This is a genomic window from Stenotrophomonas sp. YJH_SMC_16 (assembly GCF_059367875.1).
The window spans coordinates 330,856-356,124 of sequence record NZ_JCAFRH010000001.1 but is presented as its reverse complement, the minus strand read 5'-3'; the positions used below and the strand labels follow the sequence as shown (position 1 = coordinate 356,124).

General features: G+C 67.3%; 24 protein-coding genes. 13 read left to right on the top strand and 11 right to left on the bottom strand.

What is annotated here, in order from left to right:
- Window positions 1-100: 100 nt before the first annotated feature.
- The gene (locus tag AC5P6E_RS01530) at window positions 101-1,204 is read right to left on the bottom strand and encodes an alkene reductase (protein WP_483697207.1); all 1,104 of its coding nucleotides are present in this window, start codon (window positions 1,202-1,204) and stop codon (window positions 101-103) included.
- 130 nt (window positions 1,205-1,334) lie between these two features.
- On the opposite strand from AC5P6E_RS01530, the gene AC5P6E_RS01525 reads away from it, so the two are divergent.
- Window positions 1,335-2,240 (top strand): LysR family transcriptional regulator, encoded by a 906-nt coding sequence (locus tag AC5P6E_RS01525; protein WP_019336469.1) that lies wholly within the window; start codon window positions 1,335-1,337, stop codon window positions 2,238-2,240.
- Window positions 2,241-2,287: 47 nt separating this feature from the next.
- Here the strand turns inward: AC5P6E_RS01525 and AC5P6E_RS01520 are convergent, their stop codons facing one another.
- Window positions 2,288-5,380 (bottom strand): TonB-dependent receptor domain-containing protein, encoded by a 3,093-nt coding sequence (locus AC5P6E_RS01520; protein WP_329836106.1) that lies wholly within the window; start codon window positions 5,378-5,380, stop codon window positions 2,288-2,290.
- A 213-nt stretch (window positions 5,381-5,593) separates the two neighbouring features.
- On the opposite strand from AC5P6E_RS01520, the gene frmR reads away from it, so the two are divergent.
- The 5 genes from frmR to AC5P6E_RS01495 all read left to right on the top strand — a co-directional run bounded on the left by frmR (window position 5,594) and on the right by AC5P6E_RS01495 (window position 9,942).
- A complete protein-coding gene (gene frmR / locus AC5P6E_RS01515) occupies window positions 5,594-5,869 on the top strand; it encodes a formaldehyde-responsive transcriptional repressor FrmR (protein ID WP_005411009.1) in 276 nt (91 codons plus the stop codon).
- Between the two features lie 66 nt (window positions 5,870-5,935).
- Entirely contained in the window at window positions 5,936-7,045 is a 1,110-nt protein-coding gene (locus AC5P6E_RS01510; RefSeq protein WP_010480874.1) for an S-(hydroxymethyl)glutathione dehydrogenase/class III alcohol dehydrogenase, read from the top strand.
- A gap of 8 nt (window positions 7,046-7,053) precedes the next feature.
- A complete protein-coding gene (locus AC5P6E_RS01505) occupies window positions 7,054-7,413 on the top strand; it encodes a YqcC family protein (protein ID WP_019336471.1) in 360 nt (119 codons plus the stop codon).
- A 63-nt stretch (window positions 7,414-7,476) separates the two neighbouring features.
- The gene (gene fghA, locus AC5P6E_RS01500; protein ID WP_019336472.1) at window positions 7,477-8,307 is read left to right on the top strand and encodes an S-formylglutathione hydrolase; all 831 of its coding nucleotides are present in this window, start codon (window positions 7,477-7,479) and stop codon (window positions 8,305-8,307) included.
- Between the two features lie 189 nt (window positions 8,308-8,496).
- Window positions 8,497-9,942, top strand: a complete 1,446-nt coding sequence (locus AC5P6E_RS01495; RefSeq protein WP_019336473.1) for a GGDEF domain-containing protein — start codon at window positions 8,497-8,499, stop codon at window positions 9,940-9,942.
- A gap of 54 nt (window positions 9,943-9,996) precedes the next feature.
- Here the strand turns inward: AC5P6E_RS01495 and AC5P6E_RS01490 are convergent, their stop codons facing one another.
- Together AC5P6E_RS01490 and AC5P6E_RS01485 are read right to left on the bottom strand one after the other, a co-directional pair.
- Window positions 9,997-10,467 (bottom strand): hypothetical protein, encoded by a 471-nt coding sequence (locus tag AC5P6E_RS01490; protein ID WP_019336474.1) that lies wholly within the window; start codon window positions 10,465-10,467, stop codon window positions 9,997-9,999.
- A 5-nt stretch (window positions 10,468-10,472) separates the two neighbouring features.
- Window positions 10,473-10,919 carry a universal stress protein gene (locus tag AC5P6E_RS01485; protein WP_010480869.1) on the bottom strand — a complete coding sequence of 149 codons (447 nt, stop codon included), beginning with the start codon at window positions 10,917-10,919 and terminating at the stop codon, window positions 10,473-10,475.
- A 141-nt stretch (window positions 10,920-11,060) separates the two neighbouring features.
- On the opposite strand from AC5P6E_RS01485, the gene AC5P6E_RS01480 reads away from it, so the two are divergent.
- The 4 genes from AC5P6E_RS01480 (at window position 11,061) to AC5P6E_RS01465 (ending at window position 16,176) form a co-directional block, all read left to right on the top strand.
- The gene (locus AC5P6E_RS01480; protein ID WP_010480868.1) at window positions 11,061-11,978 is read left to right on the top strand and encodes a LysR family transcriptional regulator; all 918 of its coding nucleotides are present in this window, start codon (window positions 11,061-11,063) and stop codon (window positions 11,976-11,978) included.
- A 153-nt stretch (window positions 11,979-12,131) separates the two neighbouring features.
- Complete coding sequence (locus AC5P6E_RS01475) at window positions 12,132-13,661, top strand: MFS transporter (RefSeq protein ID WP_329836101.1); 1,530 nt, start codon at window positions 12,132-12,134, stop codon at window positions 13,659-13,661.
- Between the two features lie 20 nt (window positions 13,662-13,681).
- On the top strand, window positions 13,682-14,764 hold the full coding sequence (locus AC5P6E_RS01470) for an HlyD family secretion protein (protein WP_019336476.1): 1,083 nt from the start codon (window positions 13,682-13,684) through the stop codon (window positions 14,762-14,764).
- Window positions 14,761-16,176 carry an efflux transporter outer membrane subunit gene (locus AC5P6E_RS01465; protein WP_019336477.1) on the top strand — a complete coding sequence of 472 codons (1,416 nt, stop codon included), beginning with the start codon at window positions 14,761-14,763 and terminating at the stop codon, window positions 16,174-16,176. Before AC5P6E_RS01470 ends, AC5P6E_RS01465 begins: the two co-directional genes overlap by 4 nt.
- Window positions 16,177-16,319: 143 nt before the next feature.
- Here AC5P6E_RS01465 and AC5P6E_RS01460 read toward each other — a convergent pair whose 3' ends face one another.
- The 5 genes from AC5P6E_RS01460 to AC5P6E_RS01440 form a co-directional block, all read right to left on the bottom strand.
- Window positions 16,320-16,658, bottom strand: coding sequence for a hypothetical protein (locus AC5P6E_RS01460; RefSeq protein WP_005414449.1), 339 nt, complete (start codon window positions 16,656-16,658; stop codon window positions 16,320-16,322).
- A 77-nt stretch (window positions 16,659-16,735) separates the two neighbouring features.
- A complete protein-coding gene (locus tag AC5P6E_RS01455; RefSeq protein ID WP_019336479.1) occupies window positions 16,736-17,677 on the bottom strand; it encodes a DegV family protein in 942 nt (313 codons plus the stop codon).
- A 95-nt stretch (window positions 17,678-17,772) separates the two neighbouring features.
- The gene (locus AC5P6E_RS01450; protein ID WP_019336480.1) at window positions 17,773-18,405 is read right to left on the bottom strand and encodes a DsbA family protein; all 633 of its coding nucleotides are present in this window, start codon (window positions 18,403-18,405) and stop codon (window positions 17,773-17,775) included.
- A gap of 20 nt (window positions 18,406-18,425) precedes the next feature.
- Entirely contained in the window at window positions 18,426-19,709 is a 1,284-nt protein-coding gene (locus tag AC5P6E_RS01445; protein WP_019336481.1) for an amidohydrolase family protein, read from the bottom strand.
- Window positions 19,709-21,118 (bottom strand): amidohydrolase, encoded by a 1,410-nt coding sequence (locus tag AC5P6E_RS01440; protein ID WP_495230624.1) that lies wholly within the window; start codon window positions 21,116-21,118, stop codon window positions 19,709-19,711. Before AC5P6E_RS01440 ends, AC5P6E_RS01445 begins: the two co-directional genes overlap by 1 nt.
- A gap of 152 nt (window positions 21,119-21,270) precedes the next feature.
- Between AC5P6E_RS01440 and AC5P6E_RS01435 the strand changes: the two genes are divergently transcribed.
- Window positions 21,271-22,047, top strand: coding sequence for an AMP nucleosidase (locus AC5P6E_RS01435; protein WP_010480853.1), 777 nt, complete (start codon window positions 21,271-21,273; stop codon window positions 22,045-22,047).
- A gap of 43 nt (window positions 22,048-22,090) precedes the next feature.
- Window positions 22,091-22,630: a DUF924 family protein gene (locus AC5P6E_RS01430; protein ID WP_019336483.1), complete on the top strand. Its 540-nt coding sequence runs from the start codon at window positions 22,091-22,093 to the stop codon at window positions 22,628-22,630.
- Between the two features lie 77 nt (window positions 22,631-22,707).
- Here the strand turns inward: AC5P6E_RS01430 and grxD are convergent, their stop codons facing one another.
- Complete coding sequence (gene grxD / locus AC5P6E_RS01425; RefSeq protein WP_029550659.1) at window positions 22,708-23,634, bottom strand: Grx4 family monothiol glutaredoxin; 927 nt, start codon at window positions 23,632-23,634, stop codon at window positions 22,708-22,710.
- 59 nt (window positions 23,635-23,693) lie between these two features.
- Here grxD and AC5P6E_RS01420 point away from each other — a divergent pair, with 59 nt between their 5' ends.
- Window positions 23,694-24,473: a polysaccharide deacetylase family protein gene (locus AC5P6E_RS01420; protein WP_019336485.1), complete on the top strand. Its 780-nt coding sequence runs from the start codon at window positions 23,694-23,696 to the stop codon at window positions 24,471-24,473.
- A 75-nt stretch (window positions 24,474-24,548) separates the two neighbouring features.
- Here the strand turns inward: AC5P6E_RS01420 and AC5P6E_RS01415 are convergent, their stop codons facing one another.
- Window positions 24,549-25,265, bottom strand: a complete 717-nt coding sequence (locus AC5P6E_RS01415; RefSeq protein ID WP_313412826.1) for a class I SAM-dependent methyltransferase — start codon at window positions 25,263-25,265, stop codon at window positions 24,549-24,551.
- Window positions 25,266-25,269: the final 4 nt, after the last annotated feature.

The following is a 25,269-nucleotide window of genomic DNA, read 5'->3' as shown; positions in this document are numbered from 1 at the left end:
GATCCGCGCGCAGCGTGGCTCTGACTCCTTGTTGGCCGAACAGGGGGCAGAGCCCTTTCCGTTGGAAAGGGATCCGACCCCGTGCGGGCCCCGTGCGGGATCAGCCCGCGGCCGGGTAGTCGAGGTAGCCTGCTTCGCCGCCACCGTAATAGGTGTTGCGGTCCGGCGTGGCCAGCGCGACGTTGTGCTGCAGGCGCTCGACCAGATCCGGGTTGGCGATGAACGGCTGGCCGAACGCGGCCAGGTCGATGGTGCCGGCCTCGACCAACTGCAGGGCGCGTTCGCGGGTCATGCCGCCGGCCAGGATCACGGTGCCACCGTAGGCCTGCTTGAACTGCTGCAGGAACGCCTCGCCCAGCACCGACTGGCCCGCCTGCAGGTTGTCGTTGAGATGCACATAGGCCAGCCCGCGCGTGCCCAGTTCCTCGGCCAGGTACAGATAGGTGGCTTCGTTGTCGGGGTAGAACGGCATGTCGAAGGTGAGATTGTTCGGTGCCAGGCGCACGCCGATGCGCTGCGCACCGATGCGCTGGGCCATCGCATCGACGGTGTCCAGGATCAAGCGCGCACGGTTGGGCAGCGAGCCGCCGTAGTGGTCTTCGCGCTGGTTGATGAGCGGGTTGAGGAACTGTTCGAACAGGTAGCCGTTGGCCGCATGCAGCTCGATGCCATCGAAGCCGGCGCTGATCGCGTTGTCGGCGCCCCGTGCGAAGTCGGCAATGATGCCGGGGATCTCGGCGGTCTCCAGTGCACGTGCCGGGGTGGGATGGGCATGGCCGCGGCTACCATCGGCCAGGTACACGAACGAGGTGTTCTTCGGTGCGCTGGCCACCGGGCGCGTGCCGGCGCTGACCGGTTGCCCACCATCGGGCTGCAGCGAGCTGTGCGACATGCGGCCGACATGCCAGAGCTGGGCGAAGATCGTGCCCTGCGCGGCGTGCACCGCCTCGGTGACGAGCTTCCAGCCGGCCACCTGTTCGGCCGACCAGATGCCCGGCACGTCGATGTAGCCCTGGCCCTGCGGCGAGACCGGCGTGCCTTCACTGATGATCAGGCCGGCGCTGGCCCGCTGCCGGTAGTACTGCGCGGTGAGTGCGTTGGCGACCGCGCCGGGGTTGCGGGCGCGGGTCATCGGGGCCATCGCGATGCGGTTGCGCAGGGCGGTGCCTGCCAGGTCGAAGGGGTGGAACAGGGCGGCGGTCATGTCGGTCATCTCAGTGCGGGGGAGGGGCGCCAGCGGCGCGATGCACACAGGATGGAGTTGACATGCAGGCGCATAAAGCGCTTCGATCTCCCTTGGTGCGGGACTATTTGTCCCCAATGGAGTGCGAACGATGCTGCCGCTGGAGTCCTTGAATGGCCTGGTGACCTTTGTCACCACCGCACGCTCGGGCAGCTTCACCGAAGCTGCCGATGCGCTGGGCATCTCGCGCTCAGCAGTGGGCAAGGCCATCGCGCGGCTGGAAACACGGCTGGGTGTGCGCCTGTTCCATCGCACCACGCGGCGCATCGCGCTGACCACCGATGGCGAGGCGTACTACGCCTCCTGTGCGGCGGCGCTGGAAGAGATCTCCGCGGCCGAGGCCTGCCTGGGTTCGGCCGGCCTGCCCAGCGGGCGGCTGCGCATCGACATGCCGTCCTCGTTCGGGCGGCTAGTGGTGCTGCCGGTGCTGTTGCGGCTGTGCCGGCAGTACCCGGACCTGCAGTTGACGATGACCTTCACCGATCACTTCGTCGATCCGGTCGAGGAAGGCATCGACCTGCTGATCCGTTTCGGTGGGCTGCACCAGGCCGAGCATCTGGTGGCGCGGCGGCTGGGGCGCCAGCGGCTGGTCACCTGCGCATCGCCGGAATACCTGCAGGCAAACGGCGTGCCGCGCACGGTCGAGGAACTGGCGCAGCACCGCAGCATCGTCGGCTTCCGTCATGGCCAGCCGGTCTGGTGGCGGATCGGCAGCGAGCAGGACGAGGGAACATTCATTCCCGGCGCGCCCTATCAACTCAATGATGGCGATGCGGTGATCGAAGCGGCCATCGCTGGCCTCGGCATCTGCCAGATGCCCATTTCACTGGTGCGCCGCCATCTGGATTCCGGCGCGTTGCAACTGGTGCTTGACGCGCACATGCAGCGGCACATCGACATCCATGCGCTGTGGCCACCGACGCGCCACCTGCGGCCCAAGGTGCGCTATGTGGTGGACGAGCTGACCCGGTTGGCGGAACAAGGTCTGTTTGATTGAGCGGGGCCCGTACACCGGGCCCCGCCTGTGAAACCGCTGTGGCTGGCCTACTTGAAGTTGTAGCGCAGGCTGGCCATGTAACGACGGCCCAGTGCATCCAATACATAGGGGAACGGACCGATGTCGTCGCCCACGTTGATCACCGACAGCGTCACGCGTGCGGCATCGGTGATGCGGTAGGTGACGTTGGCGTCCCAGGTGGTCCAGCTGTCGCGGTAGAAGTACTGACGGCTTTCCGGGGTATCGGTCATCGTGTACTGGGCGCGGCTGGTGTAGTTGGAGGCCACGCCGTAGTTCCAGTTGCCGATGCGATGCTGGGCGGTCCAGCGGAACTGGCGCTTGGGCTCGTTGAAGCTGCCCGCCTGTTCGACGAACGGCACGTCCCGGTTCGCGGCCTGGCCACGGTTCTTCGGCATGTAGCCGTAGAAGTCCAGGTCCAGCACGCCCAAGCGCGACAGGTCCCAACGGTAGCCGACTTCGGCGGTCCAGCCGCGGAACATCAGCACCGGGCCGTTGCCATACTCGGTTTTGATGCTGGTAGCCACGCCGGTGTTCGGATCACGCGTCACCAGGCCGCAGAAGCGGTTGGCGTTGGGCACGTTGGCGGCGTTGAAGTCGGCAGTGTCGAAGCAACCGGTGATGATGTCGTTGGCGCTCAGCGACGTGATCACGTTGTTGATCTTGATGTCATACCAGTCGGCGGCGACGCGCAGGCCCGGGATCCACTCCGGCGCGAACACGATGCCGGCCGTCCACGACTTCGCCGTTTCGTTCTGCAGGCGGGTGCTGCCGTTGGTCGAGCCCAGCGTATTGGTCGGCTGCTGGCGGAAGGTGTTCGGATCGGCGCCTGGGTAGGCGGCGAAGAACGCCTGGCAGTTGCGGCGACGCACCGCAGGATTGGAGCCGCCGCTGATGTTGTCCAGCGAGCACACTTCCGGGATGTTGTAGTAGGCCGGCTGCTGGGTGGTGTAGAGCTCGGCGATGGAGGGCGCTCGCAGAGATTGCGTCTTGTTGCCGCGCAACTGCAGGCCGGCGATAGGTTCGTACTGGATGCCGTAGGTGAACGCATTGAACGCGCCGGCGACGGAATTGTCGACGCGGCGGAACTTGGCGGTCAGGTCCAGGCGATGCAGGCCCGGGATGTCCCAGTCGGGATTGAACAACGGTGCCAGCACTTCGGCGAACACTTCATTGGTGTGGTATTTGCCTTCCGCCGCCTGGGTCGGCACCGAACGACCCTGGCCCAGGCGCTGGTACTCGCTGGGGGTGAAGGAGCCTTCTTCGCGGCGGTGTTCGAAGCCGGCCGCGGCGGACAGCTCGCCGCCGGGAAGATCGAACAGGCCGCCGGATACCGACGCGTTGATGACGGTCTGGCGGGTCTGCGCCTTGGCCACGGTCCGGGTGGAGACGTAGTCCAGGGCTTCGCGCGACGCCTGGTTCTCGCCGAACAGATTCAGCGGGCGGCAGTTCGCATCGGCCGTGGTGCCCGGGCGGGTGGCATCACAGATGATGGGCCCGCTGGCGTCGGTGGTGACGTTGATCGCATTGATGAAGTTCTGCTGGATCAGGCCGGTGCCGAGGTAGTCGAAGTCACCGCGGCCATGGGTGACGCTGGCTTCCCAGTTGAAGCTGCGCTTTCCAACCTCGAAGAAGCCGTTCAGCCCAAGCACCGCGCGGGTCAGGCGGGTCTCGGTGCTGGCGTTGTTCATCGACAGGTCGCGCGAAGAGCGCGACAGGCGGAACGAGGTGATGCCGTTGTCGGCGAGGATCCTGCGGGTTTCCGCACTCAGGAACGGATTGCTGGCGCTGAAGGTCAGCGCACCGCTGGCGGTACCGCCGCCATCCAGGCGTGCATTGCCGAAGGACACGGCGTTGTAGACGTTCTGGTCTAGGGTTTCGCGGGCGGTCGCTTCGTATCGCGATAGCTCGAAGAAGCCGCGCACGTTGTCGGTGAAGTCGAAGCTGCCGGTGGAGAACACCGAGCGTCGTTCAAGGTCGGCGATCAGCGGCACCGTCTCGAACAGGTTCAGGCCGTCACCGCCGGAGGCGTTGCCGCCCGCATAGCTGGTACCGGGATTGAACTCGACCAGCTTGCCCTCGTTGTTGAACTGCCACAGTTTGTCTTTGTTCGGACCGAAGCCAAGGATGTCGCCCAGGCCGTTGCGCGTGTAGCTGCCGGTCGCCGGCATCACCAGGCCACCGAAGGTCATGCTGGCGATGCGCCGGTTGCGGATCCAGACCTGGTCGGGGATGCCGTCGGCCGGTCCGGTATTGAAGGGAATGCTGCCGTCGATGCGGCCATCATTGGTTGGCCGGCGCAGGGGCTGGAAGTTGCCAGCGTTGGCTGCAGTGGGGTTGGCCTGCAGGCTGTAGCCCTGGCGGTAGAAATCACGTTGCAGCGCGTTCACGCCGTCGGCATTGTCCAGTTCCGCCGCCACCACGATGTGGCCCCGTCCATCGGCGAATCCGGTACCGAAGATGGCCGACCATGAGTAGCGCTCGTTGTCGTTCTTGCTGGTTCTGCCATAGCCGAGTTCGACTTCGGCGCCATCGAACTTGTCGCGCAGGATGATGTTGTTGACGCCGGAGATCGCATCCGAGCCATAGGTGGGGGCACCGCCAACGCTCAGGCTTTCAATGCGTTGCACCATGACGCTGGGAATGGCGTTCATGTCGACCTGGATGCCGGAGCCGCCGCCGGCACCGAAGATGGTGGGCGGTGTAGAGGTCACGAAGCGGCGTCCATTGACCAGGGTCAGCAGGCGATTGCTGCCCAGGCCGAACTTGCTGGCGAAGTTGACGCCCGCACCGAAACCGGCCTGGTCGCCGCGTGAACTGACGCCGGCACTGACCCCGGGAATCCGGGTCACCGCGTCGATGAGGTTGGTGTCGCCATAGTTCTCGATCGATTCACGGCTGACCACCGCAGCGGGCTCCAGCGTGTCGAAGCCGGCGCGGTAGATGCGCGAGCCGGTGACGGTCATCCGGTCCAGCTGCACGGGGGTCTTGCTGCTGGCGGGCTCGGCCCCCTGTTCCTGCGTGGCGGCCTGCTGCGCCATGGCCGGTGCGGCGGCCACCAGCACCAATGCCGAACCCAACGCGACAGACAAGCGACTGCGGGCGAACAACGGTCGGTACATGATCTCTCCCTGGTCACGCCAATGTGACTCAGGGGTAAACGCAGGGGCGAATACGACACCCTAGGTCATGAAAAAGTAACAAATGAATCTATTTAATGTTCATTCATATTTTGGGGCTGATCTGTCCGTAGCGCATGCGCCGGCTGCACGATCTGGCTTCCTTCGTTCGCCCATGTATACTATCCCCCAGTATAGTTCCGAGGTGGCCCCGTCATGCCGCACTCCCCCGAGGAGAAGAAGAAGGTCCTGGCCCGCGTGCGCCGCATCCGCGGCCAGTGCGATGCGCTGGACCGCGCGCTGGAAGCCGGTGCCGACTGCGGGCCGGTGCTGCAGCAGATCGCGGCCATCCGTGGCGCGGTCAACGGCCTGATGTCCGAAGTGATGGAGGCCCATCTGCGCGAGGAGTTCGGGCAACCCGCAGCCTCCGACGAACAACGCGCCGAACGCGTGCGCGACATGAGCGCGTTGATCCGCTCGTACCTGAAATAAGCATCGGCGCCACATCGCGTCGATCGTCCTGCCATCCCATTCCCGCCTGATCCTGGAGAAGCCACCATGAAGTCCCGTGCCGCCGTCGCCTTTGGTCCCGGCCAGCCGCTGCAGATCGTCGAGATCGACGTCGCCCCGCCGAAGAAGGGCGAAGTGCTGGTCAAGATCACCCACACCGGTGTCTGCCACACCGATGCGTTCACCCTGTCCGGCGATGACCCGGAAGGCCTGTTCCCGGTGGTGCTGGGCCATGAAGGCGCCGGCATCGTGGTGGACGTGGGCGAGGGCGTGACCAGCGTCAAGCCCGGCGACCACGTGATTCCGCTGTACACCGCCGAGTGCGGCGAATGCCTGTTCTGCAAGAGTGGCAAGACCAACCTGTGCGTGTCGGTGCGCGCCACCCAGGGCAAGGGCGTGATGCCCGACGGCACCAGCCGCTTCAGCTACAACGGCGAGCCGCTGTACCACTACATGGGCTGCTCGACCTTCAGCGAGTACACCGTCGTTGCCGAAGTCTCGCTGGCGAAGATCAACCCGGACGCCAACCCGGAACACGTCTGCCTGCTCGGCTGCGGCGTCACCACCGGCATCGGCGCGGTGCACAACACCGCCAAGGTGCAGGAAGGCGACAGCGTGGCGGTGTTCGGCCTCGGCGGCATCGGCCTGGCGGTGATCCAGGGCGCGCGCCAGGCCAAGGCCGGCCGCATCATCGCGGTGGACACCAACCCGTCCAAGTTCGAGCTGGCGCGCGAATTCGGCGCCACCGACTGCATCAACCCGAAGGACTACGACAAGCCGATCCAGCAGGTCATCGTCGAGATGACCACCTGGGGTGTGGACCACAGTTTCGAGTGCATCGGCAACGTCAACGTGATGCGCGCGGCGCTGGAATGCGCGCACCGTGGCTGGGGCCAGAGCGTGGTGATCGGCGTGGCCGGTTCGGGCCAGGAGATCTCCACCCGTCCGTTCCAGCTGGTGACCGGCCGCAAGTGGATGGGCACGGCCTTCGGCGGCGTGAAGGGCCGCAGCCAGCTGCCCGGCATGGTCGAGGACGCGATGAAGGGCGATATCGAACTGGCCCCGTTCGTCACCCATACCATGGACCTGGACAGGATCAATGACGCCTTCGACCTGATGCACGAAGGCAAGTCGATCCGTTCGGTGGTCCACTACTGAGCCGCGTCATGGGCTGGCTGGATGCCCTGCGCCGACCGCGTGCGGAAGACCCGCGCGCGGCGCTGGTGGCCCCGATCGAGCAGGCGTTGCGTGCGCTGGGCTGGGTAATGGGCGAGGTGGGGCCAGCGCGTACGGTGACCTCGGCCTTCGGCAGCGACGATGGCATGCCATTCGAACAATGGCTTGCGCAGGTATTCCTGCCGCGCCTCTACGAGGCGCGCGCGGCCGGGCAGTGGCCGCCGCGCAGCGATGTGGCGGTGGCGGCCTTTCGCAATCTTGATGGCCAGCCTGGCGTCGAACCATTGCTGCGCCTGCTGGCGCAGCTGGATGAACGGATCAACAAAGGCATCCACGCCGCGCGTGGATAAGCCGACCAAGGTCGGCATCTACCAGAAGTACGCGTGCGCTGGCGCGCCGCGCAGGAGAGCACCATGGAACGCATTGAACACCGCGCCTGTTTCGGCGGCTGGCAGGACGTCTACCGCCATCATTCCACCACGCTGGGCTGCGACATGCAGTTCGCCGTGTACCTGCCGCCGCAGGCGGAAACGCAGGCGCTGCCGGTGCTGTACTGGTTGAGCGGCCTGACCTGCACCGAGCAGAACGTCATCACCAAGGCCGGCGCGCAGCGCTATGCGGCCGAGCACGGTGTGATCATCGTTGCGCCTGATACCAGCCCGCGCGGCGATGACGTGGCCGATGCCGAAGGCTATGACCTGGGCAAGGGGGCGGGGTTCTACCTCAATGCCACCCGTGCGCCGTGGGCGAAGCACTACCGCATGCACGACTACGTGACACAGGAACTGCCGGCACTGATCGAGGCGAATTTCCCGGTCACCGATGCGCGTGGCATCAGCGGCCACTCGATGGGCGGTCACGGTGCGCTGGTGATCGCGCTGCGCAACCCGGGGCGCTACCGCAGCGTGTCGGCGTTCTCGCCGATCGTTGCACCCAGCCACGTGCCGTGGGGGCAGAAGGCCTTCCACGCCTACCTGGGCGACAACCCGGCGGACTGGGCGCAATGGGATGCCAGCGAGCTGGTCGCCGTGGCCCGTGAGCGCCTGCCGTTGCTGGTCGACCAGGGCGAGGCGGACGAATTCCTGCAGACCCAGCTGCAGCCGCAGCGCCTGCAGCAGGCCTGCGATGCCGCCGGCCATCCGCTGACCCTTCGCCTGCAGCCCGGCTACGACCACAGCTACTACTTCATCGCCAGTTTCATCGGGGAGCACATCGCCCACCACGCCCGCGCCCTGCACGGCTGAGGGCGTTCCGGTGGTGCCGGCTGCTGGCCGGCTACCTGCCGCCCTGTGATTCCCTGGGATTGCCGGCCAGCAGCCGGCACTACCCTGGTGGTGCACGCGGAGTGTCGTTTTGCCGCAGTGGATCACGCCGCTGTGGCGTGCAGGCGCGCTATGGTGCGGCCATACGGCCTTGCGGATCGGGGGGGATGCATGCCGGTAGTGCTGGCGATGCTGTACGTGCTTTGCCATGGGCTGGTCGTGGCGTTCTGGCCGAGCCCGGCGGGCGTAGGCTCTTTCGTATTCCTGACCGGTGCGCCGCTGCTGGCCGCTGCCGCGTGCCTGGTGCGGGCGCAACGTGACCGCGCCGCTCTGGGCTGGCGTGCTACCGCGATGGCACTGCTGCTGTGGGCCGGCGGCATGACGTTCAACATGGTGGATGCGCTGGGCGCCGGCCGGGCTGACTTCACCCCGCGCGTCAGCCTGTTGTTGTACGTGCTGTATGGCGTGCCGCTGGTGTTCATCCTGGCCCGGGCACGCCGCGAGCGCTTGAGCATCAGCCTGATCGACGCGGCGATGGCGGCGTTGCTGGGGGTGCTGTTCTTCGTGCACACCGCATCGTTTGCCGCCCGTGTCGAGGTCGACGCCCAGGCGATGTCCAACATGCAGCGCATGTTCGACATCCAGAATCTGTGTATCGCCGGGTTCGCCGTGGTGCGATGGCTGGCCGGCGACGTGCCCGAACGGCGTAGATTCTTCCGCGCACTGGCGCTGTACGCTCTGGCCTATCTGCTGGTGGCCTACTACATCAACCATTACACATCCGATGATGCATTCGGTGCGTTCAACGATCTGCTGATCGACGTACCTTTTCTGCTGATCGCCTGCTTGGCGCTGGACACGGCGCCGGACACAGGCACCACGGCACACCCGAGGCTGGCGCGGACGGTACAGGCCGCCGGTCCGATCATCCTGCCATTGCTGCTGCTGGTGGTCGGCACGTTGGTGGTCGATCATGCGCGGCCGTTGGCGGTCGCGGGCTTCGTCGTAGCTACCCTTGGTTTCGGCCTGCGCAGCGTGTTGCTCCAGGCGGATCTTCTGGAACGCCAGGCAGCACTGGATCAACTTGCGCGGCAGGATGGCCTGACCGGCGTGGCCAACCGTCGCGAATTCGACGCACGGCTGATGTCCGAGTGGAATCGCGCACGGCGCAGCGGCACCGAGCTGGGCCTGCTGCTGGTGGATATCGACCACTTCAAGGCCTTCAACGACCAGCACGGCCATCCGGCTGGTGATCGTTGCCTGCAGGCGGTGGCCGGGGTGCTGAAGGCCATAGCCGGTCGCGGTGGTGACAGCGTTGCTCGCTATGGCGGCGAGGAATTCGCCGTGATCGTGCCGGGAAGCCCGCTCTCGGGCGTGCTGGCGCTGGCCGAGCGCCTGCGCGAGGCGGTGGCAGCGCTGCCGCTGCCGGAAGGGTCGGTCAGTATCAGCATCGGAGTGGGCTACCTGCATCCGCCGGCCCTGGCCAGTGCCGATCAGTTGCTGGCGGACGCCGATGCCGGCCTGTATGCCGCCAAGCGCGCCGGTCGCAACCAGGTGATCCTGCATGCGCACGTGCTCGACGACGAAGGCAGTGCGCACGGCAGGATGGATTGCTGAGCGCGCCAGGTAGCCGCTCCCTGTGCGCGATTGCGCACGGTCGGCGCGGCCGGGTCATCGCTGCCGCAGCCAGCCGGTGGGATCGAGCAGCCTCAGCCCGACCGGTGACAACGAGCGCTGTCGCAACGGCAGTTTTGCCGCCTGCACGGCTATCGCACAGCGCGCCAGCTGCTGGCGCAACGGTGCCAGCGTGTCGTCTTCGCGCGGGCGCGCATGCCGCCATTGTGCGATGCGCAGCAGGCAGACCAGCAGGTCCAGTTCGCTGGCGGCAATGAACGGAGAGCCGGCGGGCAACAGGTCGATCGGTGCCGTCGGCGCGGCCAGCAGCGGCAGCAGGTTGATGAACGCGTCGCAGCCTTCAGGATCAAGGCCGAGGCCGCTCAGCTGTGCGAGTCCATCGGCTACGAGATCGGGGTCACGCAGCTGGCGTATCGCCGCCAGCAGCGCCTGCTCGCCACGGCCGAACTGGCGGCCGAAGGCACGGTAGCTGACCCGGGTGGGAAACAAGGGGGAACGGGAGGCCATGGCAGCTAGGGTTGTGGGTCGCGGGTTTCCACCAGCACGGGGCAGGGGGCGTGATCGATGGTCCATTGCCCGATCGAGGGTTCGAACAGGCGCTCCAGCCGGGACAGGTGGCGGTGGCCGATCACGATCAGATCGCACTTCAGGCGCCTGGCCTGGTCGCTGATGACTTCGCCGGGGTCGCCGGAGGGGATCTGCGCGATGGCATCGACGCCGCGCTCGCGCAGCTCGGCCAGGGCTTCGGCCAGCACCGCCTCGGCGCGGGAGCGCTGGCGGGCGGCTTCCGGGTACTCGATACGGTCGGCTTCGCTGGCATTGGCCGCCAGCGCGAATTCGGGGTCGAGCACGCACAGCAGGTGCAGGCGGCTGCGGGGGCCGGCAATGGCCGCGGCCAGGTCCAGCACGCGCGCGTGCTGGGGGCCACCGTCCAGGGCGACCAGCAGGGTATTGAACATGGATGTCTCCTTGGCAGGCCGGGGATGGTCGCCGATGTCATCGCGTGCACCCATGCCGTGCGCGGCAGTCAATGAATGCGTAGAACGCAATCCATGGTGGTTGCAAGTGCCGTAGAGTCATCTGATTTACCGGAGACTGTCATGCCCCTGCCGGACCTGAACCTGTTGCTGGCACTGGACGTGCTGATTGACGAGTGCAGCGTGGCCGCCGCCGCGCGCCGGATGAACCTGAGCGCGCCGGCAATGAGCCGCACCCTGGGCCGGATCCGCACTGCGCTGGGCGACCCGGTGCTGGTGCGTGCAGGCCGCGGTCTGGCGCCCACACCCCGCGCCCTGCAGCTGCGCGAGCAGGTCCGCGATGTGATCGAGCAGGCCCACCGCGTCTTCAACGCCGGTCGCGAAGTAGACATGCGCGTGCTCGAGCGAACCTTCAGCGTGCGTGCCAATGATGTGTTCGTCGGTGGTTTCGGCGGACGCCTGCGCGAGCTGTTCCGCCAGCAGGCGCCGCGCGCAGTGCTGCGCTTCGTGCCCGAGGGCGATACCGACGACGATGCGATGGCACAGGGCCGGATCGACCTGTACATCAGCACGGCCGGCAAGCATGCGCCCGATACCAAGGTGCAGAACCTGTTCAGTACCTCGTTCATGGGCGCAGCGCGCGAAGACCATCCACTGTTCGACGAGGAGATCAGTGCCGAGCGCTTTGCCGCGTGCGACCACATCGCGGTGTCGCGCCGTGGCCTGCCACGTGGGCCGATCGATGATGACCTGGCCACGCTCGGCCTGCAGCGTCGCGTGGCGCTGATCAGCCCGACCTTCCACGGTGCGATCTTCGCGGCGGCCGAATCGGACCTGATCCTGCCGCAGATGCCAAGCGTGATGCTGGAGCGGATCGTCAACATGCGCCTGCCGTTGCGCCTGTTCCCGCTGCCGATTCCGGTGCGGACCGCGGCCATCGTGCAGGCCTGGCACCCGCGCCTGGACAACGACGCCGCGCACCAGTGGCTGCGGCGCTCGATCAAGACCATGTGCGAAAGCGCAGGGGAGGCCTCGCGCTGACATCTGCATGCGTGCGCCCGGCGCACGCCTGGGATGCCGGCGACGCCATTTTTCACAGGGTACCGGCTCCCTAGACTGCGCTCCCCTGAGTTTCACTGAGCGCATTCCAATGACCCCCAACATGCCGTGCACTGCACGGATAGGTGCCCGGCGATGAGTACGCCGGCCGCCGCTGTCCCGGCCGCCGCAGCGCCCCGTCCTGCCGCCGCCCCCGGGCTCGATCGCCGCATTCTGGTCGGCCTGTGTGGCGTGCTGCTGGCGGTGCTGGTGTCGGGCTTCAACGAGAACATCACCAAGGTCGCATTGGCCGACATCCGTGGCGTGATGGGTTTCAGCGTCGATGACGGCAGCTGGATCATCGCCCTCTACAGCGCGATGTCGGTCAGCGCGATGGCCTTTGCGCCGTGGTGTGCCGCCACCTTCTCGCTGCGTCGTTTCGCGCTGGCGATGATCGGTGGCTTCATGGTGCTGGGCGTGCTGTGCCCGCTCGCCCCGAACCTGCAGGTGTTCCTGCTGCTGCGTGCATTGCAGGGCCTGTGCGGTGGTGCACTGCCGCCGTTGCTGATGAGCGTGGCGCTGCGCTTCCTGCCGCCGGGCATCAAGCTGTACGGCCTGGCCGGCTACGCTCTGACGGCGACGTTCGGCCCGAGCATGGGCACGCCGCTGGCCGCGTTCTGGGTCGAGCAGGTGGGCTGGCACTGGGCGTTCTGGCAGATCGTGCCGTACTGCCTGGCCGCCATGGCGATGGTCAGCTGGGGTCTGCCACAGGACCCGCTGAGGCTGGAACGCTTCGCCCAGTTCGATACGGTCGGCCTGCTGCTGGGCCTGCCAGCGCTGGTGCTGCTGGTGCTGGGCCTGGTGCAGGGCCCGCGCCTGAACTGGTTCGACTCGCCGATGATCACGCTGATGATCGGGGGGGGCGCCGGCCTGATGGTGCTGTTCATGATCAATGAATGGTTCCACCCCTTGCCGTTCTTCAAGCTGCAACTGCTGGCCAACCGCAATCTCAGCTACTCGCTGGTGACGCTGGGCGGCGTGCTGTTCGTGCTGCTGGCGGTGATCTCGATCCCGTCAGGGTTCCTGGCCAGCGTGCAGGGTTACCGGCCGCTGCAGACCGCACCGATGCTGCTGTGGGTGGCGCTGCCCCAGGTGATCGCGCTGCCGCTGGTGGCGGCGCTGCTGAACATCCGCGCGGTGGACTGCCGCTGGGTGCAGGCCACCGGCCTGGCGATGCTGGCCCTGGCCTGCTGGCTGGGCTCGCACCTGGACGTGGCCTGGATCCGCGACAACTTCCTGTGGGTGCAGCTGCTGCAGGTGTTCGCACAACCGATGGCGGTGCTGCCGCTGCTGATGCTGGCCACCGGTGGCCTTGCGCCGCAGGACGGCCCATTTGCCTCGGCGTGGTTCAACACGGTCAAGGGTTTCGCTGCGGTGCTCGCCAGCGGCGTACTGGATGCCGTCGCCCAAGGCCGCCGTCATTTCCATTCCACCGTGCTGGTCGACCGTCTGGGCGAGCAACCGTGGCTGGCCGATGGCCCGCAGCTCGGCGCGCGCCTGCATGCACAGGTGCAGGCGCTGACCTCGGCCGACCTGTACTGGGTGGTCGCACTGGTGGCGCTGGCCTTCATTCCCCTCATTGCCTGGATGCCCACCCGCATCCACCCGCCACGTGCAGTGGCCTGAACCTTTCGCAGGAACCCCTCATGACGATCAATCGAACCACTCTTCACACCGGCCTGGGCCTGGGCGTACTGGCCCTGGCCATCGGCGCCTGGCTGCTGCTGCGCGACTCTGGCCACCAGAGCACCAACAATGCGTACGTGGTGGCCGACTACACCCTGGTGGCTCCGAAAATTCCCGGCTTCGTCAGTGCCGTGGAGGTGGAGGACAACCAGTCGGTGAAGGCCGGCGACGTGCTTGCCCGCATCGACGACCGTGACTACCAGGTCGCCCTGCAGGCGGCCCGTGCCGACCTTGCCAATGCCCGCGCACAGCTCGCCAACGCACAGGCCGCACTGGCCCAGCAGGATTCGCTGATCGCGCAGGCCAGGGCCAGTGTCGATGTCAGCCGTTCCGAACTGACCCTGGCCAGTGCCGACCAGCAGCGCTACCGCGAACTGGCCCGTGACGGCGCCGGAACCGTGCAGAACGCGCAGCAGGCGCAGTCGAAGCAGGCCGTGGCCAGTGCCCACCTGCAGCAGGGCCAGGCGGCGCTGTCGACCGCGCGCCAGCGCACCGACATCCTGACCGCCGGTGTGCAGGCTGCGCAGGCCGCGGTGCAACGCGCGGAAGCGGCGCAGGCCCGCGCAGAACTGGATCTGTCGCACACCGTGCTGCGTGCACCGATCGACGGCGTGGTCGGTCGTCGAGCAGTGCGCGTAGGTGCCTACCTGACCCCGGGTACACCGGTGGCCGCGGTGGTGCCGCTGAAGCGTGCCTTCGTGGTCGCCAACTTCCAGGAAACACAGATGACCCGCATGCAGTCCGGCCAGCAGGTCGAACTGAAGGTGGACTTGTTCCCGGGCAAGCCACTGCGCGGGCACATCGACAGCATCGCGCCGGCCACCGGCGTCACCTTCGCCGCTGTCGCACCGGAGAATGCCACCGGCAACTTCACCAAGGTGGTGCAGCGTATTCCGGTGAAGATCGTGCTGGAGCCGGGCCAGCCGCTGCTGGACCAGCTGCGTGCCGGCATGTCGGTGGAAGCCAGTGTCGACCTGGGCAGCCGCGCGCGCGCGCAGAGCGTGAAGCACAGTCCGGGCCATGCGGCCGGGGAGGGCGCATGAGCGCAGTTGCCTTGTTCCGCAGCACCTTCGTTGCGGCCAGCCTGTGCACGGCCCTGGCTGCCTGCACGATGGGTCCGGACTTCGTACGTCCTCAGGCGGAACTGCCCAGTCACTGGCGGGGCGAGGCCGTCGCGGGCAACGCGATCGATCAGGACGCCGCCTGGTGGGCCGGCTTCGACGACCCACTGCTCGGACAGCTGGCCAGCCAGGTGCTGGAGGCCAACCTGGACCTGCAGCTGGCGGCCAACCGCGTGCAGCAGAGCCGCGCCGCGCGTGGCATCAGCGCCGCCAACCGTCTGCCCAGCGTCAGCGCAACCGCCAGCGGCGCACGCGCACGCAACAGCGAGGTGGGCTTGAACGATCCGTCCGGCAACGGCGGTCGTGATGACTATGGGCTGTTCCAGGCCGGCATCGGCCTGAGCTGGGAACTGGATCTGTGGGGACGGGTGCGCCGCCAGGTGGAAGCCGCCGATGCACGCGTGCAGATGGCCGAGGAGGATGCACACGCAGTGCGCATCGCGCTGCTGGCGGAAACTGCGCGTGATTATCTGCAGCTGCGCGCGACGCGGCAGCTGCTGGCGATCACCGAGGACAACCTCGGCATCGCCCACGACATCAAGCGCCTGACCGAAGCACGCCAACGCCAGGGCGTGGCCAGCACGCTGCAGGTGTCCAGCGCGTCCGCGCAGGTGGCATCGTTGCAGGCACGCATCGCGCCGCTGCGGCATCGTGAATCGCAGCTGCGCAATGCACTGGCGTTCCTGCTGGCGCAGCCTCCGCAGGCACTGGATGCGCAGCTGCAGAATGCATGCCGTGACTGGCCCGCACTGCCGGCCGTGGCGGTGGGGCTGCCCAGCGAACTGACCGAGCGTCGCCCTGACATCCGTCGCGCCGAAGCGGCGTTGCATGCCGCAACGGCCGGCATCGGCGTGGCCAAGGCCAGTTTCCTGCCGCGTATCACCTTGAATGGCGACGCTGGCTTCCAGGCCAGGCAGCTGGATGATCTGGATGGCTGGAACGCACACCGTTTCAGCATCGGGCCGTCGATCAGCCTGCCGATCTTCCAAGGCGGCAGGCTCAAGGCCAACCTCGCGTTGAGCAAGCTGCAGCAGCAACAGTCGTCGCTGCAGTTCCAGCGCACGGTGCTGCAGGCCTGGCATGAAGTGGACGACGCCATCGATGGCTACGCCGCCGAACAGCAGCGCACCGTGCAGCTGCACGTGGCGGTGGACGAAAGCGAGACCGCGCTCGGTGCGGCGCGCCGGCAGTACCAGGCCGGCGTGGTCGACATGCTGGACGTGCTGACCACCCAGCGCATCGCACTGGACAACCAGGCCGCACTGGCCAACAGCCAGGCTACGGCGGCAATCGCGCGGGTGGAGCTGTACCGCGCGCTGGGCGGTGGCTGGTAGGGAAATGGAAACGCCGGGCCATGCCCGGCGGTTCGTCGGTAGTTGCCAACCTTGGTTGGCAGTTTTTGCAGAAGCGCCAACCAAGGTTGGCATCTACCAGGGCGGGGCAGGTAGCGCCGGGCCATGCCCGGCGGGCGGGTGCCTCAACGCACGTCGCGCAGTTCCCAGTGGCTGCCGGCCAGCAGGCGCAGGCGCTGCTTGAACACGTCGCTGTCGATGCGGGTGGTGGCGACGAGGTTGATGCGCAGGTCCTTCTGCTCGCCGGTCACGGTGGCATCCGGATCGGTCACGCCCCACTGCGGTTCCACCGCATCCGGGTCGGGCTGCTTGGCCTTCCAGCGCTCGAACAGCGTGCCGCTGCGCAGGGCGTCCTGCAGCTCTTCGGCGAAACCGGCGGCGCCCTGCGAATGGAAGGACAGGTCAGGATCGTTGCCGCGGGCCTTGGACGGGTCGGGCAGGCTGATGTGGTACTGCGCAGGCATGGAGTTCTCCTTGAAGTGCGGCAAGGCTGGCACAGTCGTGGTGGAATCGATGTGCAGATTCCCGCCACGGTTGGCCTTCATTCAAACCGATGTGGCCCATCGGCGAAGCCCACGGTGACCGCGCCCTTGCCGACGTTGACCATGCCGGTCAGGCTCATCACCGATTCGTACACGGTCACGCCGTGGCCGGCGCAGACCTCCTTCATCTGTGCATAGCCGGGCAGGGTGCGCAGCTCGTCCAGTTCGCCGCCGTAGCTGACGCACACCGTCGGTGTCATCAGCCCGGCACGCACGCGCTGACCGACCACCGCGAACAGCTTCTGCACGGCGTTGTCGAAGCCTTTGATCTTGGCGACCGGCCCGGTCTCGCCGCGGTAGCCATGCAGCACCGGCTTGATGTCCAGTGCGCTGCCCAGTGCCGCGCTGAGCAGGCCAACGCTGCGGTCACCTTTGTGCCGCGCACGCGCGCGCATGTAGTACAGGTCACGGGTGACCATGTAGCCGTGCACGTTGCTGGCCAGTTCCTCCAGCCGCTCACGGATCTGCTGCACGCTGGCATTGCTGTCGCGCAGGCGCACGGCTTCCACCGCGGTCACTGCCTGGGCGGCGAACAGGTTCTGGGTATCGAGCACGCGCAGCGCGAACGGCGAGTTGTAGCCCGCTGCCTGACGCACCGGTTTGTAGTCGTTGAGGATGGCGAAGCTGGCCTGCAGCGCGTTGTCGTGGATCGGGCTGCGGGTCTTGGTGATGGTCATGCAGAACACGTGGTCGTAATCGATCACCAGCTGCTGCAGGAACAGGTCGCGGATCTGGTTGACGCTGAAGGGGATGGTCTCCGCTTCAGCGCCGTGCTCGGCCACGTGCGCGTGCAGGAAGCTCAGCGTGGCCTGCTCATCGCGGTGATCGGCCAGCACGGCTTCGCCGATCCGTACGGTGATCGGCAGCAGCACGATGTTGTGTGTGGCGATGAAGTCCGGCGGCAGGTCGCAGGCCGAGTCGACGACGATTCCGATGCGCATCCGCGGCTCCCCCTCCAGGGCGGTTGTAGGTTCGGAAACGTGAAATCTATCTCAAATCCCAGCGCGGCGCGCGAGGGAAACGCGCCACGCCCTGTTCAGCGACTGCGCTGCACCGCCACCGGCAGGTTGGCCAAGCGCTGCCATTCGGGCTGCCGCAGCAGACCCGGATCGGCCAGCACCGCTGCCATCAGCGGGTGCGCGTCGTTGCCCCAGAACAGCTCGTCGCCGATGGCCAGGGTGGGTACCCCGAACACGCCGGCCGCGATCGCGGCCTCTGTGTTGCGCCGCAGCTGCTCCTTCACCGCCGGGTCGGCGGTGGCACTGGCGACATCCTCGATACCCAGCCGCGCGGCCGGTTCGCGCAGGGCCTCAGGGCTGTCGCCCGCGTGGCCTTCGCGCCAGATCCAGTCGAACAGCACGTCCACCGCTTGCGTGCTGGCGCCAGCGGCCAGGCACAGGCGCAGGGCGGACAGCGGGTTGAATGGGTGGCCCGGCGGGAAGTGCAGGGGCGTGCCCTCGGCCTGTGCGTTCCATAGCAGCTGGCGGTAGATGAAACGACGCTTGGCCGGAATCTCGGCCGGGCCCAGGTTGCCCAGGTGATGCAGTACCGCACCGAAGGCGATCGGCACGGTCTGGATCTGCCCGAACTGTGGCAACTGCTTCAGCTTCTGCCAGTGCAGGTAGGAATAGGGCGAGACGAAGTCGAAGTACCAGCGCAATGTCGCCATCGGTGTGTCCTCGTGTGCGGTCAGGGCTGCGCGTTGCGCTGCAGGTAGCGGTCGCGCAGGTCGGTCTGGCGCGAGCGCATCGGCATCGCACGGCCGCCCAGCCAGACCTGTTCGGCGTAGTGCGCCACATCCAGCGGGTCGCCCTCCCACAGCACGAGGTCGGCACGCTTGCCCGGCTCGATGCTGCCGATCTGGTCGGCCACCCCGAACGCCTGCGCCGGCACCCGGGTCAGCCCGGCCAGGCCATCGGCCCACGGCAAACCGTTGGCCACCGCGTTGCCGGCCAGCTGGCGCATCTTGCGCGCGTTGTGGGTGGCGTCGCCGCGCTGCACGAACGACACCGGCACGCCGGCGCGTTGCAGGCGTGCGGCATTTTCCAGGGTGGCGCCGATCTGGTCGAAGCTGGCCGGCAGGTTGGCCAGCACGTCGACGAACACCGGCACCTGTGCGGCGGCCAGCTCCGGCGCGACCTGCCACGCTTCGCTGGCACCGGCGATGGCGATCTTCACCTTCTCGCGCGCGGCCCAGCGCAGCAGCTGGCGGATGTCCGAGGCACGATCGACCTCCACCACGATGCGGCCCTGGCCGGCCAGATAGCGGCTGAGCGTGCGGCGCCCGGCCGGGGTCAGCAGCGCATGCGGCGAGTCCGCAGCCACCTGTCCGCGTGCTTCGTCGACCATCTGCTGCAGCAGCATCCATTGCGCGGCGCGCGAATGCCCGGTCAGCTCGGATGCCGCTGCGCCAATGCGCAGGAACAGGGCGCGCGGGCCGATCGGGTCGGCGCTGCCGTCCAACCGCATCACGCCGCCCTGGCCAGCCACGAAACCACCGCCGGTGGCAGCGCCCAACGCAGTGAAGCCGATGCCTTCCAGGCGCGTGACCGGAATCAGCACCGAGGCCGGGTTGTAGGCGAGGGTGACGTCGAATTCCGGACGCAGTGGTTGCTCACCGAGCTTCAACGAACTGTCCACCGTGCTCGATTCACCCGAGACCTCTTCGATGCCGGTTTCGGTGATACCGCCGAACAGCGCCGGCGTCAGGGGGCGGCCATTGGCCTCGATCACGGTGGCGCCGGCAGGCGCTGACAGGCCGTTGCCCACCGCGCGGATGATGCCGCCCTGCACCAGCACGTCCGCGTTCTGCAGGCTGCCGCGCGCGCTGGCCGTATGCACCGTCGCGTTGCGCACCAGCAGGTCCTGTGCCTGTGCGGATGCGGAGATGCAGGCCAGCACCATGACAGTAGCGCCGAACCATGCCCGGCTGCCCTTCGCGGCAGACTGCGTCAACTGCTTGAGCACCACCATCAGCGCACCTCCTGGCCAAGCTGGAAATCAGAACGCGGCGTCGCTGCCGGTGCACTGCGGTCGTACAACCTGCGGCCATCAATGAAGACCTGCTCAGCCAGTGCATACGAACTGAAGGGGTTGCCGTTCCACACCACCACATCGGCCATCTTGCCGGCCTCCAGGGTGCCGGTCTGGTCCTCGATGCCCAGCGCCTTGGCGGCGTTGGCGGTCATCCAGGTGATGGCGTGCTCGGGCGTGATCTCCGGCATGCGCGCGCGGCGCGCGGACGCCATTACCTTGGCCGCTTCCTGGTTCAGGCGCTGGATGCCTTCGGGTGAATCGGAATGGACGATGGCACAGCTGTTCTTCGGCCGGTCGACCAGCGCGATGTTCTCGGGAATGCCGTCGAAGGCTTCCATCTTGAAGCCCCACCAGTCGGCCCAGAGTGCGCCGCAGACGCCGTCGGCGGCCAGCCGGTCGGCCAGCTTGTAGGCCTCCACGCCGTGGTGGAAAGCGGCCACCTTGAAGCCGAATTCCTTGGCCAGATCGAGCATGGTGGCCATCTCGTCGGTGCGGTAGCAGTGGATGTGCACGCGGATGTCGCCTTCGATGGCGCCGGCCAGCGTGTCCAGCTTGAGATCGCGCTTGCCGCCTGCATCCCCGGCGCTGTCGCCCTTGTCGCTGCCGAACCAGCCCTTGCGCTTGGCCGGCTTGGGCGTGTTCTTGGCGATGTAGTCGGCGGCATCGATGAAGGCGGCACGGTAGCCGGCCACGTTGCCCATGCGCGTGGCCGGTGTGACGCCCTTGCCTTCGCCATAGACCCGCTTGGGGTTCTCGCCGCAGGCCATCTTCAGGCCCCATGGTGCGCCGGGGAACTTCATCGCCTGGTAGGTGATGGCCGGGACGTTCTTCAGGGTCACGCCGCGGCCACCCACCAGGTTGGCCGAGCCGGGCAGCACCTGCATGCTGGTCACGCCGCCGGCCAGTGCCGTGGCGAAGCCTGGGTCCTGAGGCCACACCGAGTGTTCGGCCCAGACGTTGGCGGTGACCGGTGCGGTCATCTCGTTGCCGTCGCTGTGCGCGCCGACGCCGGGGCTGGGGTATACACCCAGATGCGAATGCACGTCGATCAGCCCGGGGGTGACCCACTTGCCCTGCGCATCGATGCGGGTGACACCGGCATCGGCCTGCAGTTGGCGACCGACGGCGACGATGCGGCCGTCGCGCAGCAGCACGTCGGCGTTGTCCAGGCGCTGGCCGGTACCGATCAGCACCGTGGCGTTCTGGATCAGTACCGGCGCATCAGGATGGGCCTGGTAGGTGCTGGGGTAGGGATCGGCGACGAAGCGCGAGGCGCCCACCGCCGGAGCCGTGCTCAATGAAAGCAGTGCCAGGGCTACCCCAGCGCGCAACAACGTCGATGCCATGCAGTTCCCCTTGCAGCCTGGTCCAACCGCCGACGCTAGCCCGGAGGCGGCGGGCTTGCCAAGTGACCTTCTTCACAGGCCTGCCGACGGTAGCTCGACGGCACCGGCCGGGTGGCTGAAAATACCCGGTCCCCCGCCGTACCGGACCGCCCATGAAGAGCAAGCAGGAAATCGTCGACAACTGGCTGCCCCGGTATACCGGCGTGCCCTTGGACCAGTTCGGCCAGCACATCCTGCTGACCAACTTCGGGGGCTACCTGCATACGTTCTCCGAGCTGACCGGCGCGCCGGTCATCGGCCTGGACCGGCCGATGGCCAGTGCCACCATCGATGGCATCACCATGATCAACTTCGGCATGGGCAGCCCCAATGCCGCGATCATCATGGACCTGCTGTCGGCGGTGATGCCCAAGGCGGTGCTGTTCCTGGGCAAGTGCGGTGGCCTCAAGCGCAAGAACCAGCTGGGTGACCTGGTGCTGCCGATCGCTGCGATCCGTGGCGAGGGTACCTCGGGCGATTACCTGCCGCCGGAAGTCCCGGCCCTGCCGGCCTTTGCCCTGCAGCGTGCGGTTTCGACCATGATCCGCGACCTCGGCCACGACTACTGGACCGGCACGGTCTACACCACCAATCGCCGGGTGTGGGAACACGACGAGGGCTTCAAGGAGCGGCTGCGGGCGATGCGCTGCATGGCCATCGACATGGAAACGGCCACGGTGTTCGCCGCCGGCTTCGCCAACCACATCCCCAGTGGCGCGCTGCTGCTGGTCTCGGACCAGCCGATGATCCCCGACGGGGTCAAGACCGAAGCCTCCGATGCCAAGGTCAGCTCCCAGTTCGTGGAAAACCATATCCAGATCGGTATCGAGGCGCTTAAGCTTATCCGGCGCAACGGCAAGTCGGTCCGCCACCTGCGCTTCGACGAATGATGATGAAGGCCGGGCGCGGGGCGTCCGGGCCTGGGAGTAGGTAATGGACGTTGCCGCGCAAGTGGTGGAATTCTGGAACGAGGCGGGCCCTGCAAAGTGGTTCGCCCGCGATGATGCGTTCGACGCGCAGTTCCGCCAGTTGTTTCTGGATGAGCATTTCGCCGCCGCTTCGCGCGGGCGTGAGCATTGGCTGGGCAGTGCCGAAGGGGCGCTGGCCCTGATGCTGCTGCTGGACCAGTTCCCGCGCAACTGCTTCCGCGGTACCGCCCACTCCTACGCCACCGATGGCCTGGCCCGGCATTACGCCATGCGCGCCATCGAGGAAGGCCTGGACCTGCAGCTGGTACCGAAGCTGCGCGCCTTCATCTACCTGCCGTTCGAGCACTCCGAGGATCCGCTGGACCAGGACCGTTCGGTGGCGATGTTCGACGTGCTGGGTGACAAGGAGTACCTGCAGTACGCCGAACTGCACCGCGACATCATCCGCCGCTTCGGGCGCTTCCCGCATCGCAATGCCGTGCTCGGTCGCTTGCCCACGGCGGAAGAGCTGGATTACCTGGCCGAAGGCGGGTTTGCCGGCTAAGAAAATGGGGACGGAGGGGATTAAGACGTTTATGGCACAAACGACTTAATCCCCTCCGTCCCCTTTTTCAGTGCCGATCAGTACTTCGGCACGCCGTTGTCGACGTCTTCGGACCAGGCGTTGATGCCGCCGGTGACGTTGAACACCTTGGTGAAGCCGAGGGCGCGGAACTGCTCGGCGGCCTGCGCACTGCGGCCACCGTGGTGGCACATGAAGGCCAGTGCGGTGTCCTTCGGCAGGGCTTCCAGCTCGGCACGGCCGTTGCCGTCGAAGCTCTTGAACGGCACGCCCACGGCGGCGATCTCACGCTCGTCGGCCGGGCGCACGTCCACCAGGGTGATGTTGCCGGCACGCACCAGGTCATCGGCATCACGCACGCTGATTTCCTGCACCGGCTTCGGCGCGTTCGGGTTGTCGATGGCCAGGCCCTTGCCGCGGATGTCGTCCACCCAGTCGATGGTGATGCCGTTGGCGCGACGGGCGCTGGACAGGTCGAACTGCACGCGCAGGCCGTTGGATTCGGCAGCGATCGCGCCTTCGTCATGCGGGGCCAGCTGGAAGTTCGGCTGGAAGCCGGCGTCGATGGTCAGCTGCAGGGCAGCGCCCGGAGCGTCGGCCAGCGCGCCCTTGAGCATTTCCACAGCGGCCGGGGTGACGGTGATGCTCGGCGGGGTGCGGTCCGGTGCGGCCAGGCCCAGCACGCTGCTCAGTTCGCCGCTGGCGGCCATCTGCAGCACGATGTCGCTGCCGCCGACCAGTTCGCCGTCGATGTACAGCTGCGGGATGGTCGGCCAGTCGCCGTAGGCCTTGATGCCTTCACGGATTTCCTGGTCGGCCAGCACGTTGACGTGGGCGAACTCGACACCGAGGTCCTGCAGCGCGCCCACGGCCTTGGCCGAGAAGCCACACTGCGGCATCGACGGCTGGCCCTTCATGAACAGCACGACGCGGTTGGCGTTGAGGATGGATTCGATGCGCGAACGCAGGGCGGGATCGAGGGACATGGACGTCGGGGTTCCGGGAATTCGAATCATCAATTCTACCCCCCATGGCATCATGGGGGATGAGCAACGCAGGAACATTGCATCGCATCCCGACCCGGCCCTGGCGCTGGCTGCCCTGGCTGGTGGCGTCGCAGTTGGCCGTGATCCTGGTATGGGTACTGGCAGGCTGGCACTGGGCCCTGCCGCTGATGGTGGCCAGCCACGCGCTGTTCATGGTGCCGATATTCCTGCCCAACAGCCGTTTCTACGCGCCGGTATTGAGCCGGGTGCCGGACGCTGGCAACAGTGTCTGGCTGACGATCGATGACGGCCCCGGCCCGGAAACCCGTGCCGTGCTCGACCTCCTGGACCGCCACCAGGCGCGTGCGACCTTCTTCCTGGTGGGGGACCGTGCGCTGGCGCAGCCGGAACTGGTGGCCGAGATCCTGCGCCGTGGCCACGATCTCGGCAATCACAGTCTCAGCCACCCGCAGGCCCGCTTCTGGCGCCTGGGCCCAGCGGCGATGCGGGCCGAGATCGAAGGCTGCCAGCATGCGCTGCAGGCGCTGAGCGGGCATCCGGTGCGCTGGTATCGCTCGGTGGTGGGCATGACCAACCCGTTCGTGGCGCCGGTGTTGAAGGCGCTCGGCCTGGTGCGCGTGGGCTGGAGTGCACGCGGTTACGACGGCGTCGGCTGCACGCCGGAGGGCGTGCTGGCGCGTTTGCTGCCCGACCTGCGGCCAGGAGCCATCGTGCTGCTGCACGAAGGCGCCGCCCACGGCCACAATCTGGTGATCATCGAGCGCGTGCTGCAGGCGTTGGAAGAGCGCGGCTTGAAGGCGCAGCTGCCTACCGGCTGATACGTATGCGGTAGCGCCGGGCCATGCCCGGCGGATGCCACAGGTGCCGCTGCGCTCGCCGGGCATGGCCCGGCGCTACAGGTTCCGGCGTGCCCCCAGCAGCCAGCTGTTGAACGGCGTACGCCCATGCAGCGGCCGGGGGGCGGTCACCTGCAATCCCGCTTCGGCAAGCGTCGTCTGCAGCACCTCTGGATCGGGGTAGTGGCGCGGCCGCGTGCCCATCCAGCCGACCAGCCAGGCCAGCCGGTCCGCCACCCGCGTGGTGCGGTCGCGGCCATCGCCGGTGGCCAGCGGCGTGCGCAGCAGCAGGCAGCCGCCGGGAGCCACCCGCGCACTGGCCGCGCGCAGCAGTGCCTGCTGTGGGCCCGCGTCCAGGTACTGCAGCACGTCCAGCAGCAGGACGTGCCCGGCCTGCGCCGGCAGTGGCGCCTGCACGTCCACGCAGTCGAAGCGCACGTCATGCAGCTCGACGGCGGCACGTTGCGCGCGGGCGATCTTGCCCGCATCCACGTCCACGCCCAGGTAGCGCTGGGTGCCGCCGCGCTGGCGCAGTACATGGGCGAACAGGCCCAGCCCGCAGCCGAGGTCCAGCACCGGCTGCCCGTCGTCAGGCAGATGCTGCAGCACGCCGTCGTACAGCGGATCGCTGCCGAGCTTGCTACGGGTGTAGTAGTAGTCGCGGCGGCTGCCCCAGGCCTGCGCCGGGCGGAACGCTTCGGCGATCAAGCGAGCCTGCGGGGACGTCAGGGGAGTACAGGGCAGGGGCGGGCCGTTCCGTGGCGTGCCGTCCATCGCT